A 16,469-nucleotide genomic window follows, 5' to 3' on the forward strand; every position below is an offset into this window, starting at 1 on the left:
CTATAAAATTCCATTTGCCTGTAAATAATTTTTATGCTCCTTCATTTATGGTAATCTTCAATATCCTGTCCTTGCTTTATAAATATCGTTGTCTTTAGTAAAAATCAGACTCTTGCACTCATAACTGAATAACTACATAAAGAAGATATTAATCTTAACTTCTATGAAAAAAAGCAGGGAAAAGACATTTTGATGCTTACTTTCTTTATCTATTAACCTATAGAATGATTTTGACTTCAAAGTTTAAATATTCTGCCTTCCGCAATTGCATACAAATGTTGCTATAGGAAAAAAACCATGCCGAAACGTACCGATATAAAATCTATTCTTATCATTGGAGCAGGACCTATCATTATTGGGCAAGCATGTGAATTTGACTATTCAGGTACACAAGCCTGTAAAGCATTAAAAGAAGAAGGTTATCGAATTATTCTGGTTAATTCCAATCCTGCTACTATTATGACAGATCCAGATTTAGCTGATGCAACTTATATTGAACCCATCACTCCTGATATAGTTGCACAAATCATTGCACATGAACGTCCTGACGCCCTCTTACCAACTATGGGAGGTCAAACGGCACTCAATACCGCTTTATCATTAAAGCGTATGGGAATTTTAGATCGCTATCATGTGGAAATGATAGGTGCAAATGCCGTTGCTATTGATAAAGCTGAAGATCGCGCCTTGTTTCGCAAAGCAATGGCAAAAATTGGTTTGGAAACACCACGTTCTATGTTAGCCAATGCAACCGAACTCAAAGAAAAAAATCGCCAACTACATGCAAAAACACGCGATGAACTTAAAGGTAAGCTTTCCGGTGATACACTTAACAAAGCACTGGAAAAACTTGAGCAAGATTGGCGTCATACAGAAGCAGATCGTAAACAACATTATATTGCACATGCTACTGCAAAAGCAGTTCAAGCCCTTGATATTATTGGACTTCCAGCCATTATTCGTCCTTCATTCACGCTTGGTGGAACAGGTGGCGGAATTGCTTACAATCGCTCTGAGTTTTATGAAATTATTGAACGTGGGCTTGAAGCTTCACCCACAACAGAAGTTTTAATTGAAGAAAGTGTTTTGGGGTGGAAAGAATATGAAATGGAAGTTATCCGAGATAAAAATGACAACTGTATTATCGTTTGTTCCATTGAAAACATTGATCCGATGGGTATCCACACAGGCGATTCCATCACTGTAGCTCCTGCCCTCACTTTAACTGATAAAGAATATCAACGTATGCGTAACGCTTCGATTGCTGTACTGCGTGAAATTGGCGTTGAAACTGGTGGATCCAATGTACAATTTGCCGTCAACCCTAAAAATGGCCGCCTCATTGTTATTGAAATGAATCCGCGCGTTTCCCGTTCTTCAGCGCTTGCATCAAAAGCCACAGGTTTCCCAATCGCTAAGGTAGCAGCTAAATTGGCAGTTGGCTATACACTTGATGAGTTAAAAAATGATATTACCGGTGGTGCAACACCAGCATCATTTGAGCCTTCTATTGATTATATTGTTACCAAAATTCCTCGTTTTTCCTTCGAAAAATTTCCTGATTCATCACATGTCTTAACAACTGCAATGAAATCTGTAGGAGAGGTCATGGCAATCGGTCGTACTTTTCAAGAATCATTGCAAAAAGCACTGCGTGGACTTGAAACGGGTCTTACCGGCCTTGATGAAATTGCGATCCCTGAACATGCTGAAGGCGATGAAAAAAGTTCTATACATTCTGCCATTGCTATACCAAGCCCTGATCGTTTGCGCTATATTGCCCAAGCAATGCGTATGGGCCTACCTTTAAACGAAATTCACCAAATCAGCAAAATCGATCTATGGTTCTTGGAACAAATAGCCTCCATTATTGAAATGGAACAGCACATCCACACTTATGGATTGCCCCAAGACTCAGACAATCTACGTATGTTAAAATCTATGGGCTTTTCGGATGCACGTTTAGCTACCCTTACAGGGAAAAAGCCCAATGATATTGCTTCTTTGCGTAAATCACTTAATGTTAGGCACGTTTTTAAACGAATTGATACTTGTGCAGCTGAATTTTCTTCACCTACAGCGTACATGTATTCAACATATGAGGTCCCCTTTGGAGGTATAGAACACTCGGAAGCACAAATTTCTGAACGCAAAAAAATTGCTATTTTAGGTAGCGGACCAAACCGTATCGGACAAGGTATTGAATTTGATTATTGTTGCTGCCATGCTGCCTTTGCATTGCGTGATTCAGGCTTTGAAACCATTATGATCAACTGTAATCCTGAAACAGTTTCAACCGACTATGACACATCTGATCGTCTTTATTTTGAATCTTTAACAACAGAAGATGTTTTAGCTATTTTAGAAACAGAACAGCAAAAAGGTGAATTGGTTGGAGTTATCGTCCAATTTGGTGGACAAACACCACTGAAATTGGCAAGCACACTAGAAAAACATAATATCCCCATCTTAGGCACTTCACCTGACGCCATTGATTTAGCAGAAGATAGAAATCGCTTTCAAAAACTGTTATTCGAACTTAACTTAACACAACCTCAAAACGATATTGCTCATTCAATAGAACAAGCAGGCCTCATTGCCTATAAATTAGGCTTTCCATTAGTTGTGCGTCCTTCTTATGTTTTAGGAGGACGAGCTATGCAAATTATCCGTGATGAACGCAGTTTACAAAATTATTTACTTGAAAGTATAATTGAACTGGTTCCAGAAGATATTAAAGCCCGTTATCCTAATGACAAAACGAAACAAATTAATACATTGCTTGGTCAGAATCCGCTTTTATTTGATACTTATCTAATAGAAGCCATTGAAGTTGATGTTGATTGTCTATGCGATGGAAAAGAAACACTAGTTGTTGGTATTATGGAACATGTTGAAGAAGCCGGTATCCACTCTGGCGATTCAGCATGTTCTTTGCCAGTACATACACTCTCACATAAAATAGTAGCTGAATTAGAGCGTCAAACCAAAGCATTAGCACAAGCGCTTCATGTTCGTGGCTTGATGAATGTACAATACGCCATTAAAGATAACACAATTTATGTCTTAGAGGTCAATCCCCGCGCTTCGCGTACTGTCCCATTTGTCGCAAAAACAATTGGCCTCCCCATTGCTAAAATAGCCGCACGTATTATGGTAGGAGAAACTCTCCACAGTGCTCTTCAAGCTTATAGTGGGTTACCATCTATACAACAAAAACAACATATTGCTGTCAAAGAAGCTGTCTTTCCTTTTGCTCGTTTTCCAGGTGTTGATACACTTCTTGGTCCAGAAATGCGTTCAACCGGTGAAGTTATGGGACTTGATTATGAATTTCCACTTGCTTTTGCAAAAGCCCAACTTGGAGCTGGTGTTGAGCTTCCAATGGAAGGGACTCTGTTTGTATCTGTGAGAGATGAAGACAAAAAACGTATCTTAAATCCCGTAAAATGTTTAGCCAAGCTTGGTTTTTCTATTTTAGCAACAGGTGGAACACAAAAATTTCTTTCCGAACATAACGTTAAGGCAGAAAAAATTAATAAAGTATTAGAAGGCCATCCCCATATTGAAGATGCTATTCGTAATCGACAAATTCAATTGATTTTTAATACAACAAACACTGCTAGCGCTATCTCTGATTCCAAATCATTACGCTATGCAGCACTCATGCAAAAAGTTCCCTATTATACAACAATAACTGGAGCTGAAGCCGTAACAGAAGCTATCAAAGCACTCAAAAAAAATAACCTTGAAGTGCGTTCTCTGCAAAGCTATTTTACTTGAATTTTTTGCATTGATCAAAACATACTTTCTTTAATATTCTCGCTTAACTACTTTTTTGTATAAAATACTAATTAAGGCTTGCTTTTTATTCTAAAGACTTTTATACGAAGCCTTATCGGACTTTCGGTTATGTAGCTTTCTTTCCTGTGCGACCTGCACTTCCAATGAAACTTCTCCCAGCTAAAATTTCGATCTAAAATTGTACTGAAAACTCTTGGATTTCAGTACGTGATATAATTATATATTCTAAGGAGTTTCCTATGTCTACAGGAACAGTCAAGTGGTTTAATACAACAAAAGGTTTTGGATTCATTCAGCCTAGTGATGGAAGTGCGGATGTATTTGTACACATATCCGCTGTTGAGCGCTCTGGTTTAAATAATCTTAATGAAGGACAAAAGGTTTCTTATGACGTTCTTCAAGATCGTCGTTCCGGAAAATTTGCCGCTGGAAATCTTGCAGCACTTTAATTTTTAAAATTCTGCTACATTTAATAAAAAATCTTCGCCTTCACAGGCGAGTTTTTTTTATTCTTTGTAAAAGTATAATCGATCTTTATAAAAACACTGACCTTCTAATATTCAATGAGTTAAGATGCCTTCTGCTTTTCTCCTTAAATCTTCCATAATCACTACAGACTGTCTCTCTTGTAAAATCACACAAAACAACAATACAGATTCTGTGTGCACCGCACCCTAAGCCGCAAAAACATTGAAGCATAATTCAAAATATCCCATAAAAGAAAAAGCTTTTTATTGAACCGCGAAAAAATACATTTAAATTGTTAAAGAAGCGTTTGATAGGATATTATCCTTTGTATACAATATGCTGATTTATAATAATAATTTATAATTTTATATTTAAATAATAAACTCGAATATCGTAAAATTTCTCACATCACCCCCCTCTTATATTGAAACAATCAAAATTATTCCCTTACACATCACAAACAGGGTTGCGTGTGGATAAAAATGATCTAAGAAAGGAGTAAAAATGCCTTTTATAGAACTATCCAGATGCAAGAGCTATTGCAACATTAGGAGCATGTAAAACATATTCATCAACAGTTACGCGGTATTTTTCTATTTGAGTGAGAAAGAATGACCGGAATGAGTAGAGACAAGAAGCTTCAACCATCAAAAATTCACTTTCATAATCCTTGGCAAATTCTTCTAAAACTTGATACTATCTACCTTGTCTCACATCAAAATACATAATATCTACGGATGCTATGCCACTTACTTGCAGAAAGAAGGAAATCTTACCATTAAGCTACTGTTTTTTAAAATAAATGCCTTCAACAAAACGACGAGAAAGACCCATGTCTTCACACCAACCTTAAAAGTTTTTCTCAATAATCCGTAAGCCCTTTACCAATATTTAGTCTCAATATTAAACTTCTCTGTAGTAACATTCCTGTTCCTATAAATGGAATATTACTCTTTATCCATCTTCATCACAAATCTTATTTAGGTATACAAAACCCAAGAATTTTCCTACAATTTTTTATTGCATACAACATAATCTCTTATAGAATGCTCTCAAAACAATAATTATTTGCTTATATTTATAAGGATTGAAATTATGGCTTTTATTGCCGACCGGCTCTCTCATATCAAACCTTCTGCAACAATTGCTGTTTCTCAAAAAGCACGTAATTTGAAAGCATTAGGGCGTGATATTATTGCGTTAAGTGCTGGAGAACCAGATTTTGATACACCCGACAATATCAAAAAAGCTGCCATTGAAGCTATTCGTCGCGGAGAAACTAAATATACTCCTATATCTGGCATTCCAGAATTGCGCCAAGCAATTTCTGAAAAATTTAAAAAAGAGAATAATCTTACCTATCAACCAGAACAAATTATTGTTGGTACCGGTGGCAAACAAATCCTTTTTAATGCATTGATGGCAACTTTAAATAAAGGAGATGAAGTCATTATCCCATCTCCTTATTGGGTCAGCTATCCAGAAATGGTTACCCTCAATGGTGGTACACCAGTTTTCGTAGAAACAAAAGCCGAATTTTCCTACAAGCTTCAACCGCAAGAGCTAGAAACTGCCATTACCTCAAAAACCAAGTGGTTTATCTTTAACTCTCCTTCAAATCCATCAGGTGCCGCTTATACGCATGACGAATTAAAAAAGCTAACAGATGTTTTAGTAGAACATCCTCATGTTTATATCCTCACCGATGATATATATGAGCATCTAACGTATAAAGGCTTTATCTTTGTCACTCCAGCAGAGATAGAGCCAAAGCTGTATGAGCGTACACTTACAATGAATGGTGTTTCTAAAGCCTATGCCATGACAGGTTGGCGAATCGGTTATGCAGGAGGCCCAAGAGAATTAATTAAAGCCATGGATATCATTCAGGGCCAGCAAACATCTGGTACAAGTTCTATCTCTCAATGGGCAGCTGTCGAAGCACTCAGTGGTCCACAAGACTTTATAGCTCAAAATAAAATTGTTTTCCAAAAACGCCGTGATCTCGTTGTTTCCATGTTAAACCAAGCTCCTGGCATTAACTGTCCAACACCAGAAGGCGCTTTCTACGTTTATCCTTCCTGTGCAGAACTTATCGGAAAAAAGACACCTGAAGGTAAAGTGATCGCTAATGACGAAGACTTTATAGTAGCACTTTTAGAAGCAGAATCAGTCGCTGTAGTCCATGGATCTGCTTTTGGACTTGGACCAGCTTTTCGTATTTCTTATGCAACCTCAGAAAAGTTACTTGAAGAAGCTTGCTCCCGTATTCAGCGCTTTTGTAATAGTTTACTTTAACATGCTACGATTGTCGATCGTTACAATTTTGTTGCCAATCAGCCTATTTGAGAAATTTTTAGGTGTTGGATTATAGCAAAAAATAAATGGGTTCTCGAGCGAATGTTTCGCAGGATACTGTCGAGAACAAACTCAAAAAATTAATTATCCCTCTCACGCAGGTGAAATACAAATAATTTTAAAAACGATATTTTTATAAAGTATACTTCTATCTCCTTTCTCACTCATTAAAAGTTGTATCGTTCGCTATTTTAACTCTATGATCAAAAATAATTCTTGTTGAATTTATTACTACCATCCAAAATACTTTTATGTGCTTATAAAGTGCACACTTTTTAACTAAATTTGTAATGTTAAAGAAGATTTGATACTTACAAATACCACGCTTCTCAAATAAATCTTTTTCTACTCTGAAAAGGTCATTATAATCCAAATATTCTTCAAGCTTCTCTTCACATCATGATACGTCTAAAAATGTTGGATATCCTTACAAAAATTTTGTTTTTTTATCATCTTCGCAGACATTAGCATTCTTAGATACAACACGAAAAACTTAAAAAAAAGCCGGACAAACGCCCGGCAAATTTGGAAAATTCTCAGAGATAAAATCAATCTGACGAATTTTCATAAGGGAACACTCAAGAAAATGCAATGGGAGGCAACATAATCAAGAGATAACCTTCTATCTCATTTTATAAGAAGAAGCACAATAAAGACTTAAGCGTATCTGCTATGCAATAAAGACATAGCTATTAAAAAGACCACTGACGAGCCTTTAAAAAAATATAATCTCGAAAAGCTTTCAGCTTTGCCAAATTCTTTAAAGCATAGGGATAACAAAAAAAAGTATCAAAGGAAGGAATATCAACTATTTCAGGGAAAAGGCGCACAAGTCGCTCATCGTTATTCACGATATAATCAGGAAGCACAGCAATACCAAGATCACGTATAATTGCATTCTTGATTGAAATAATATTATTGATTCGTAATACTGAAAGTCGTAAAGATCCATCACTTCTACCAGCTTTTTCCAACCAATTCAAACCAGTCAAATAAGCTGGAACTGGTTCCCCAAATGAAATAATGCGGTGTGCATCCAAGTCAGACAATGTTTCTGGTTTGCCATAATTTACAATATAATTTTCGGAAGCATAAACATGCATATGAATCGTAAATAATTTTCTTTGTATAAGATCAGGCTGCTGAGGTTGATGTAAACGAACAGCACAATCTGCGTGACGCATCGTCAGGTCCAGTTCTTTATCATCAAACAAGAGTTGAACACGTATATCTGGATAAAGACTAAGAAATTCAGGCATGCGTTCCACAAGCCAACCTGCCCCGACTCCAAAGGTCGATGTAACACGCAAATTCCCTGTTGGTTTTTCATAACTTTCACTTAATTGTGAGCGTGCACTCTCAAGCTTCATCAAAACATCATGCGTTGTACGATAAAGAATTTCACCCTGCTCTGTTAAGATTAACCCACGAGCATGACGCTGAAATAAGGACACACCAACATCCTGTTCTAAAGCTGATACTTGTCGTGAAATAGCCGATTGGGATAAATGAAGTTTTTGGGCCGCATGTGTAAAAGAACCTGCTTCTGCTGCAGCATGAAAAACCCTCAACTTATCCCAATCTAACGGTGACGTCACAATTGTACCTCTAATTTTCTTACTTTATTTAATAAATTTTACGCTTGAAGATCTAAAAAACGTTCTGCTTCTAACGCCGCCATACATCCTCTTCCTGCCGCAGTTATAGCTTGGCGGAATGTCTCATCTGTTACATCACCTGCAGCAAAAACACCAGCAATGCTTGTGGCTGTAGAATCTGGTGCTGTCCACAAGTAACCACCTCGCTTTTGTTTCAGCTGCCCTTCAAACAAAGAAACAGCAGGGTCATGCCCAATGGCAATAAATATTCCTTCGGCATTTACCTTAATTTCTTTATTGGTTTTTACATTTTTAAGACGTGCACCTGTCACGACAGCTCCTTTTGAATCTTGAGCTGGCAAACCAACAATTTCTTCGACCACATGATCCCAAAGAACACGTACATTATCACAAGCAAACAACCTATCTTGCAAAATTTTCTCCGCCCGAAAATAACCACGCCGATGAACTACACTTACACTCTTAGCCACATGCGATAAATAAAGAGCTTCCTCAACAGCTGTATTTCCTCCTCCTACAACAATGACATCCTTACCACGATAAAAAAAGCCATCACATGTAGCGCAAGCAGAAACCCCTCCCCCCATAAATGTCTGTTCACTTTCCAAGCCAAGCCAGCGAGCCTGCGCTCCCGTTGCAATAATTAGGGCATCACAACAATATTGCGTCCCTGAATCCCCATATAAGACAAAAGGATACTTCAATAAATCGGCCCTTGTAATACTATCATAGATAACTCTTGTGCCCATATTTTCAGCTTGTTTCGCCATTTGTTCCATTAACCATGGTCCTCGAATTGGATCAGAAAAACCTGGATAGTTTTCAACATCAGTTGTTATCGTTAATTGACCGCCCTGCTGCAAACCAGTAATCAAAACCGGATTGAGCATTGCTCTCGCCGCATAAATCGCCGCTGTATAACCAGCTGGACCAGAGCCAATAATAAGCAGACGTATATGCGATTGTGTCATAGAAGAGCCTTCACTTTTTCTTACTTAATTACTCTATAAATTATAACGAAATGCAGCCTTTAAAAAAACATTTTTCAACAGCCTAAGTTGTGGTGTATATGTAATTCTTTGCAAGTTTGATGAGAAAGTTCAATTTTTAATTCACCAAGGCATATTTAATATAGAGGTTAATCTATATCGTATAAAAAAAGAAACGTAAATTCTTATGAGCACAAAACCGTAAACAAAAATAGATTTAAAGATAGGAAACGGTCATTTTTCAATTTATTATCAATGTCTGTGCACGTTTTGCGTTAATCATGGGAGGAGCAATGCTTCTGCCCATTTTTGTTGGTTTGCATGACAATAACCACAATTGGGTAACATTTCTCTATTCTTTCACTATAACCACCATGTTAGCAACGCTGATTCTTTTAGCTACCAGGGGAGCTACTTGTCGTTTTTCAGCACGGCTTGGTTTTATGCTCACTGTTTGTCTTTGGCTAACAGGAAGCATTGTTGGCGCTTTACCTCTTTATCTTTCCCCTCTTCCAATTTCCCTAGCAGAAGCAATTTTTGAATCCGTCTCCGGTATTACAACCACAGGATCTACAGTACTTACTGGTCTTGACAATTTATCGCGAAGTATCTTGTTATGGCGTTCTATTATATGCTGGATTGGAGGCATTGGCTTTATCGGTTTAGCCTTATTGCTTTTGCCTTCACTGCGTGTTGGTGGAGTGCAACTTTTTCATATGGAATCATCAGATAAATCTGAAAAAATATTGCCCCGCATCAACCAAATTGCCAATGGAATTATCATAGCTTATGTTGGCTTAACATTAGCTTGTATGCTCTCCTATTTTGCTTCAGGCATGAACTTATTTGACGCGATTAATCACGCAATGAGCACAATAGCAACAGCTGGTTTCTCAACCCACGATGCCTCTTTTGGCCATTTTTCTGATAAACCAGCAATTTTAATCATTTCAACAATTTTCATGCTGCTTTCTGCACTACCCTTTGTGCTCTATGTTAAATTAGTTCTTCCTGGCCGCTCCAAACGTTTCATTGATTCGCAAGTAATCGTTTTTCTCTATATTGTTTTCCTTTTCAGCTTTGCTTTAGCAGCATGGCTACGATTTCATGATCACCGCGCTTTCCATTTGGTGTTTCTTGATGTCATTTTTCATCTTTCATCCATTATTAGCACCACTGGTTACAGCGCTGAAGATTATCAACTTTGGGGACCTTTTGCACTTGGTATTTTTTTCATTGTTTCTTTTACAGGTGGCTGTGCTGGTTCTACCTCTGGTGGAATGAAAATTAATCGCTTAATTATCCTTTGGCGTATTACACAAACAAATATAGAAAAACTCCTCTTTCCTAATGTCATTGTAAAAGCGCGCTATGACCATTCAAATATCTCGAACGACGTTGCTAAAGCAGTTTTATTTTTTGTATGTCTTTATATGTTCTGTCTTCTCATCGGCACTGCACTTTTGCTTACAACTGGTCTTGACTTTACTTCTGCTTTTACAGGCGTTTTAACTGCCCTTTCCAATATTGGTCCAGGTTTTGGAAACATTATCGGTCCTGCTGGCAATTTCTCTACAATCAATGATAATGCTTTATGGATTTTGAGCTTTCTAATGCTGGCTGGGCGTCTTGAAATTATAACTATATTCGTACTTTTTATCCCCGCTTTTTGGCGTGAACAATTTTAATGCATGACATTAATTGGATAATGATCAGAAATTAAAAGATAAACCATGTATGCATAAAATCTGATCTTAATTCAATTTATTGAAGAATCTTTAAAGAGCTTCAAACATTTAAATCATACAAGCAATATAAAGCCGGCATAAAATGAGAATTCTTATCTGCTTTTTTAGCGCTCCGACCATTTAAAATAGATGTAAGTACGAATTTTAAATGCCATTCAAGACCTTTTAAATCCATTAAAATCTTACAGCATTCTCATTTGTCAATTTCCCTTATTAAAAAGAGAACTACTTCACATAATATTCTAGTAGATTTTACCAATGGTCTCTGACTAAGAAAAAGCATAAAAAGTAAAAATATTTTTTCATTATGGTATATTTGATATGAATCTTTATTATTGAAATAATACATAATCATTCCCCCCTACAACAACCAAAACAGCTTGAACAACCCCGTCTCAAAAAAAAAGCACTACCGAAATAAAAACAATCTACCCCTTATCTGTACTTTACATCATTCTAAAAGCTACAATCTAGTTATTTTATCAAAGAGTTTTATAGTTATTGCATCACCTCAAAAATATACCTGTAATTGTATGAAATAATATTTGTATTATAAGCTGTTCACACAAAGTATTTATTCATTTAAACCTTTAAAGGTAGCGCACTCTTTCTACCTCTCAAGAAGAGATCTAATATATTTAAAGTATTTTTTCCGTAAACAATTCCTTATAAACACTTCCGATTGCTGCCGCCTCCTTTTCCAAAGGGAAATGGGTGCGAACATAAGCTAAAGCTTTTTCTCCTGCAGCCATTGTTTTTTCTAAATCAGCGAAATAATGCTCAATCGCTATCGTTAAAGCACCTCCATCTCCTGCTTTAACAACTGTTCCTGTTCCCTCCGCTACCAATTCTTTATATGCTCCTGCATCACTGGCTACAACAGCTGTCTGTGATGCCATTGCTTCCAAGGGAGTTAAACCAAAACCTTCTGTACGGGAAGGTGCTACATAAAGTAATAAACGGCGGTACCATAGAGGTGTATTAAGAACCTCACCAAGAAAAATAATACGATCACTCAAACCAGCTTCAGAAATCTTCCAGCGCAGTTTTTTTTCAAAACTATAATGTTGTGCTGTAGTACGACCAGCAATCAACGCTGTCCACTCAGGATATTGTGGCAATAATGCTATCATTGCATCCACAAACAAATCAGTGCCCTTTAAATAACGCACACGTCCAAAACACCCCACTGCATATTTTCCTGAAAGCCCAGATGAAGAAAAGCAATCATTAAGCGTTTTTGGAGGTGAAAAACGCCTAATATCTACCCCATGCATAATAACCTGATGAGGCACCTCTAAGTAAGTCCCTGTGCATGCACTGGTAGCAATAACTTTATCCATACGACGCAATAACCATTTAGTAAAAGGCTTATGGTGGCGTCGAGATGCTGATGTAAAGATGAGTTTTAGCTTCATCTGCAAAACATCGCGTAAAAAAACGCCACAAAGCATCTCAATATTACGCCGTGCATGCCAAATACGAAACGGTTTACCCTTCGGGCTTTTCCAAAGCCCGAAAAGATCCTTAAAGGTGAGAGCTGGCAAATTCTTTGGTAATCCAAATCCAAAAGTGGATATACACATTCCCTGCTTTCGCTGTAATGGAATAAGCTGAATAACCGTAGATGTCACTCCTGATAAACGCTTTTTAAAGTGAGGGGCAATAATCTCCGTTTCTTCCAAAGATACACGCATAACAATTTAGATGTATTGAACTTTAATAATTTCGTAATTATGCGCACCACCCGGTGCATTTACTTCAATTACATCCCCTTCTTGCTTACCAATGAGTGCACGTGCAATAGGCGAAGAAATGGAAATTTTACCAGTTTTTACATCAGCCTCTTGATCACCAACGATCTGATAAACCTTTTTTTCTTCAGTATCCTCATCTAAAAGCTTGATAGTGGCTCCGAATTTAATTTTATCGCCTGAAAGACGGGAAACATTAATAACTTCCGCCCGCGCAATATAATCTTCAAGCTCATTTATACGCCCCTCATTATGACTTTGTGCCTCTTTCGCGGCGTGATATTCAGCATTCTCTGATAGATCACCATGCGCACGCGCCTCAGAAATTGCTTCAATAATTCGTGGACGTTCCTTTTGTTGACGCCAACGTAACTCTTCTTTAAGACTCTCAAAACCAGCTGTAGTCATCGGAACTTTTTCCATAATCCGTCCCTTTCTGTTACCCGGAAGGTTCAATAAAATACAAAAAACGGCTTCCAAAAATCATTTCTGGAATCCGAAAACCACAATCTCCCTTATTATATAGTACAGCATTTTTGTTTTCCATATAAAAATAAAAAAGGAACCAAAGCATTCACTAATTATGTTTAAACTACCTAATATCTTGGCGTTTAAAATGCCAAACTTCGTTCTACCATTAAGAATTCTAAAGAAGTAAAGAATTGTATTTTTTTCTGTTTTACCATAATTTAGCACAAGGAGATCTTGTATGAAAAGAGAAGGAAGAAAAATTTCTAAAGGAATCCTCTACAGAAAAATGAAAAAGTTAGTAAATTTTTTTGTGTTTGGCCTTCTTTTTTTAGCTACAACAGTATCCAAAGCTGCGGATGCCTTTGTCACAAGAAATCTTAATTTTAGAACAGGACCAAGCACTCAGTATGCCCTTCGTGGTTTAATCCCCGCAGGAGAGTTAGTATTTGTTCAAACCTGTAAAGGAAACTGGTGCTCTATAAAATATAACAGCCAAACAGGTTGGGTATCATCTCGTTACCTCTCATTTAAAAATGGTAACGACCTTTATCACACATATACAATGTTTTTTGTAACAAATCACATGACATATAGTCACCCTCGATAAAGTCACGATGAATAGTATAACCAATACCCTATTAAACATTATCAAAGTGCAAAAAAAGCATACATGAAAAGTTACAAATGTCACCACACTCTCAACACCCAAAAAGCTCATTTCATATTCAAAATTTGATTAATGATCTATAAAATATTCAATCATCTGAAATAAAATTGCTCTGTAGCGTTCTTATCGTTATCGCGATTAAATTGTAAAACTTGGTATTTCCTTTAAAACCATAAGCACTTTTATATCAAAGGAAACAACAATGAAAAATGGTATGACAGCAACAGTAGAAGCTCTTTCTGCACTTATTGCCTCAGGCAATCCCCTTTTTAAAAACGGTGCATTATGGACACCCCACCGCCCTGTTCGTCCTGAAAAATCTGAAGGCGGTATTTCATTTCAACTCGCAACGCCTTTTGAACCAGCAGGTGATCAACCTAAAGCAATTAAAACTCTGGTTGAGGGAATTGAAAAGAATGAGCGTACACAAGTTCTCTTAGGTGTGACCGGTTCAGGAAAAACTTATACAATGGCTAAAATTATCGAAACACTACAGCGCCCAGCTTTAATTTTAGCACCAAATAAAACTCTAGCTGCACAACTTTACGGAGAATTTAAAAGCTTTTTCCCCTATAATGCTGTCGAATATTTTGTTTCTTATTACGACTATTATCAGCCAGAAGCCTATGTTGCACGCTCTGACACTTATATTGAAAAAGAATCCTCGATTAATGAACAAATCGACCGTATGCGCCATGCTGCGACTCGTGCTGTACTTGAACGTGACGACGTTATAATTGTTGCATCTGTGTCCTGCATTTACGGAATTGGCTCAGTAGAAACCTATACTGCTATGACTTTGCAAATAAAAAAAGGGGACACCATCAATCAACGGAAATTACTAGCTGACTTAGTCTCGCAACACTACTATCGACAGGATATTAACTTCATTCGTGGTTCTTTTCGTGTCCGCGGTGATACAATCGAAATTTTTCCTGCCCATCTTGAAGATCGTGCTTGGCGTATTTCACTCTTTGGTGATGAGGTAGAAACAATTACTGAATTTGATCCTCTCACAGGACAAAAAACGGGCGACCTTCAATTTATTAAAATCTACGCTAACTCACACTACGTAATACCGCGGCCAACATTAAATCAAGCCATGAAAGCTATTAAAATAGAACTCGTCCAACGCCTCAATGAATTGAACGCAGCTGGACGTCTTTTAGAGGCACAACGCTTAGAACAGCGTACAATTTTTGATTTAGAAATGTTAGAAACTACCGGCTCATGCGCTGGAATCGAAAATTATTCACGCTATTTAACGGGACGTAAACCTGGAGAACCACCACCAACACTGTTTGAATATATTCCATCTAATGCTCTCGTTTTTATTGATGAAAGCCATGTAACTATTCCCCAAATTGTTGGCATGTACCGAGGTGACTTTCGAAGAAAAGCAACTCTAGCAGAATATGGATTTCGCCTTCCATCCTGTATGGACAATCGTCCTTTACGCTTTGAAGAATGGGATGCTATGCGCCCGCAAACTATTGCTGTCTCTGCAACACCAGGACGCTGGGAAATAGAACAATCTCACGGCATTTTTGCCGAACAAATTATTCGCCCGACAGGACTTATTGATCCACAAACAGAAGTTCGCCCAGCTTCCAGCCAAGTCGATGATGTTTTAAACGAAATTCGTAAAACAATTCATAAAGGCTATCGTACATTGGTAACTGTCCTCACGAAACGTATGGCCGAGGATTTGACAGAATATCTTCACGAACAAGGTATCCGTGTACGCTATATGCATTCTGATATTGATACATTAGAACGCATCGAAATTCTTCGCGATTTACGACTCGGCACCTTTGATGTCTTAATCGGTATCAACTTACTACGAGAAGGCTTAGATATTCCAGAATGCGGCTTTGTTGCCATTCTAGATGCGGACAAAGAAGGTTTTTTGCGGTCTGAAACTTCACTCGTGCAGACAATTGGACGCGCTGCACGCAACGTAGATGGTCGCGTTATTCTTTATGCCGATACAATTACTGGCTCTATAGAACGCGCCTTACAGGAGACACAAAGACGTCGACAAAAACAAATAGCATATAATAAAGAACATCATATCACACCGACTAGTATCAAAAAAAATATCGACGATATTCTCAATTCAGGAGGAGAAAAATACCATACTCATACAAATGTTTTTGACATTATCAGGCAAAACAATATGGTTGGTAACAATTTAACACTCCATATTCAGCATCTTGAAAAATTAATGCGTGAAGCAGCAGCTGATCTTAACTTTGAAGAAGCTGCACGCCTTCGTGATGAAATCAAACAATTACAGAAAATAGAACTCGTAATTGCAGATGATTCCTTAAAACATCATAAAGAACAATCTATCCACGAGCCCATAATAAAATCAAATCTTTTTACCACATCAGATCTTGATCACGTAGAATCAGCCATAAATACTAGCATTTCGGAAAATCGAAAAGGAAAACAAAAATCTCGTAAAAACACTCCTAATCAAGCAATAATAAAACGAAAAAAACTCACCCAATAACGGAGCAAAAAAAACGGAGCAAAAAATCTCCAACCGTCCAAAATAATTTTTAGCTCTTCTAAAAAACTACTAA

At 37.3% G+C, this 16,469-nt stretch carries 10 protein-coding genes; 6 read left to right on the plus strand and 4 right to left on the minus strand.

Annotated features, from left to right (window positions below; all coding sequences use genetic code 11):
• Nucleotides 1-297: 297 nt before the first annotated feature.
• From carB to HWV54_RS01585, 3 genes are all read left to right on the plus strand, one after another.
• Nucleotides 298-3,783 (plus strand): carbamoyl-phosphate synthase large subunit, encoded by a 3,486-nt coding sequence (carB, locus tag HWV54_RS01575; protein WP_005864851.1) that lies wholly within the window; start codon nucleotides 298-300, stop codon nucleotides 3,781-3,783.
• A 260-nt stretch (nucleotides 3,784-4,043) separates the two neighbouring features.
• The gene (locus tag HWV54_RS01580) at nucleotides 4,044-4,253 is read left to right on the plus strand and encodes a cold-shock protein (RefSeq protein WP_005864850.1); all 210 of its coding nucleotides are present in this window, start codon (nucleotides 4,044-4,046) and stop codon (nucleotides 4,251-4,253) included.
• A gap of 1,114 nt (nucleotides 4,254-5,367) precedes the next feature.
• The gene (locus HWV54_RS01585; protein WP_005864845.1) at nucleotides 5,368-6,570 is read left to right on the plus strand and encodes a pyridoxal phosphate-dependent aminotransferase; all 1,203 of its coding nucleotides are present in this window, start codon (nucleotides 5,368-5,370) and stop codon (nucleotides 6,568-6,570) included.
• A 752-nt stretch (nucleotides 6,571-7,322) separates the two neighbouring features.
• Here the strand turns inward: HWV54_RS01585 and HWV54_RS01590 are convergent.
• Both HWV54_RS01590 and trxB read right to left on the minus strand, forming a co-directional pair.
• Nucleotides 7,323-8,228, minus strand: coding sequence for a LysR family transcriptional regulator (locus HWV54_RS01590; protein ID WP_005864843.1), 906 nt, complete (start codon nucleotides 8,226-8,228; stop codon nucleotides 7,323-7,325).
• A gap of 38 nt (nucleotides 8,229-8,266) precedes the next feature.
• On the minus strand, nucleotides 8,267-9,220 hold the full coding sequence (gene trxB / locus HWV54_RS01595; RefSeq protein ID WP_005864841.1) for a thioredoxin-disulfide reductase: 954 nt from the start codon (nucleotides 9,218-9,220) through the stop codon (nucleotides 8,267-8,269).
• A 311-nt stretch (nucleotides 9,221-9,531) separates the two neighbouring features.
• Here trxB and HWV54_RS01600 point away from each other — a divergent pair, with 311 nt between their 5' ends.
• Nucleotides 9,532-10,926, plus strand: coding sequence for a TrkH family potassium uptake protein (locus HWV54_RS01600; RefSeq protein ID WP_005864839.1), 1,395 nt, complete (start codon nucleotides 9,532-9,534; stop codon nucleotides 10,924-10,926).
• A 698-nt stretch (nucleotides 10,927-11,624) separates the two neighbouring features.
• On the opposite strand, the gene HWV54_RS01605 is transcribed toward HWV54_RS01600, so the two are convergent.
• Both HWV54_RS01605 and greA read right to left on the minus strand, forming a co-directional pair.
• Entirely contained in the window at nucleotides 11,625-12,683 is a 1,059-nt protein-coding gene (locus HWV54_RS01605; RefSeq protein WP_005864837.1) for a glycosyltransferase family 4 protein, read from the minus strand.
• A gap of 6 nt (nucleotides 12,684-12,689) precedes the next feature.
• Nucleotides 12,690-13,163, minus strand: a complete 474-nt coding sequence (gene greA, locus HWV54_RS01610) for a transcription elongation factor GreA (protein ID WP_005864836.1) — start codon at nucleotides 13,161-13,163, stop codon at nucleotides 12,690-12,692.
• Nucleotides 13,164-13,449: 286 nt separating this feature from the next.
• Between greA and HWV54_RS01615 the strand changes: the two genes are divergently transcribed.
• Together HWV54_RS01615 and uvrB are read left to right on the plus strand one after the other, a co-directional pair.
• The gene (locus HWV54_RS01615) at nucleotides 13,450-13,818 is read left to right on the plus strand and encodes an SH3 domain-containing protein (RefSeq protein ID WP_005864835.1); all 369 of its coding nucleotides are present in this window, start codon (nucleotides 13,450-13,452) and stop codon (nucleotides 13,816-13,818) included.
• A 262-nt stretch (nucleotides 13,819-14,080) separates the two neighbouring features.
• Complete coding sequence (gene uvrB / locus HWV54_RS01620) at nucleotides 14,081-16,396, plus strand: excinuclease ABC subunit UvrB (RefSeq protein ID WP_005864831.1); 2,316 nt, start codon at nucleotides 14,081-14,083, stop codon at nucleotides 16,394-16,396.
• Nucleotides 16,397-16,469 lie beyond the last annotated feature (73 nt).

The sequence above is a fragment of the Bartonella alsatica genome (assembly GCF_013388295.1).
In the GTDB taxonomy this organism is placed as follows: domain Bacteria; phylum Pseudomonadota; class Alphaproteobacteria; order Rhizobiales; family Rhizobiaceae; genus Bartonella; species Bartonella alsatica.

What these genes read in the sequence shown, in the direction of transcription:
- carB (WP_005864851.1), top strand. Translation starts at nt 298, where the DNA reads ATGCCGAAACGTACCGATATAAAATCTATTCTTATCATTGGAGCAGGA.
- HWV54_RS01605 (WP_005864837.1), bottom strand. Translation starts at nt 12,683, where the DNA reads ATGCGTGTATCTTTGGAAGAAACGGAGATTATTGCCCCTCACTTTAAA.
- uvrB (WP_005864831.1), top strand. Translation starts at nt 14,081, where the DNA reads ATGAAAAATGGTATGACAGCAACAGTAGAAGCTCTTTCTGCACTTATT.
- greA (WP_005864836.1), bottom strand. Translation starts at nt 13,163, where the DNA reads ATGGAAAAAGTTCCGATGACTACAGCTGGTTTTGAGAGTCTTAAAGAA.
- trxB (WP_005864841.1), bottom strand. Translation starts at nt 9,220, where the DNA reads ATGACACAATCGCATATACGTCTGCTTATTATTGGCTCTGGTCCAGCT.
- HWV54_RS01580 (WP_005864850.1), top strand. Translation starts at nt 4,044, where the DNA reads ATGTCTACAGGAACAGTCAAGTGGTTTAATACAACAAAAGGTTTTGGA.
- HWV54_RS01600 (WP_005864839.1), top strand. Translation starts at nt 9,532, where the DNA reads ATGCTTCTGCCCATTTTTGTTGGTTTGCATGACAATAACCACAATTGG.
- HWV54_RS01615 (WP_005864835.1), top strand. Translation starts at nt 13,450, where the DNA reads ATGAAAAGAGAAGGAAGAAAAATTTCTAAAGGAATCCTCTACAGAAAA.
- HWV54_RS01585 (WP_005864845.1), top strand. Translation starts at nt 5,368, where the DNA reads ATGGCTTTTATTGCCGACCGGCTCTCTCATATCAAACCTTCTGCAACA.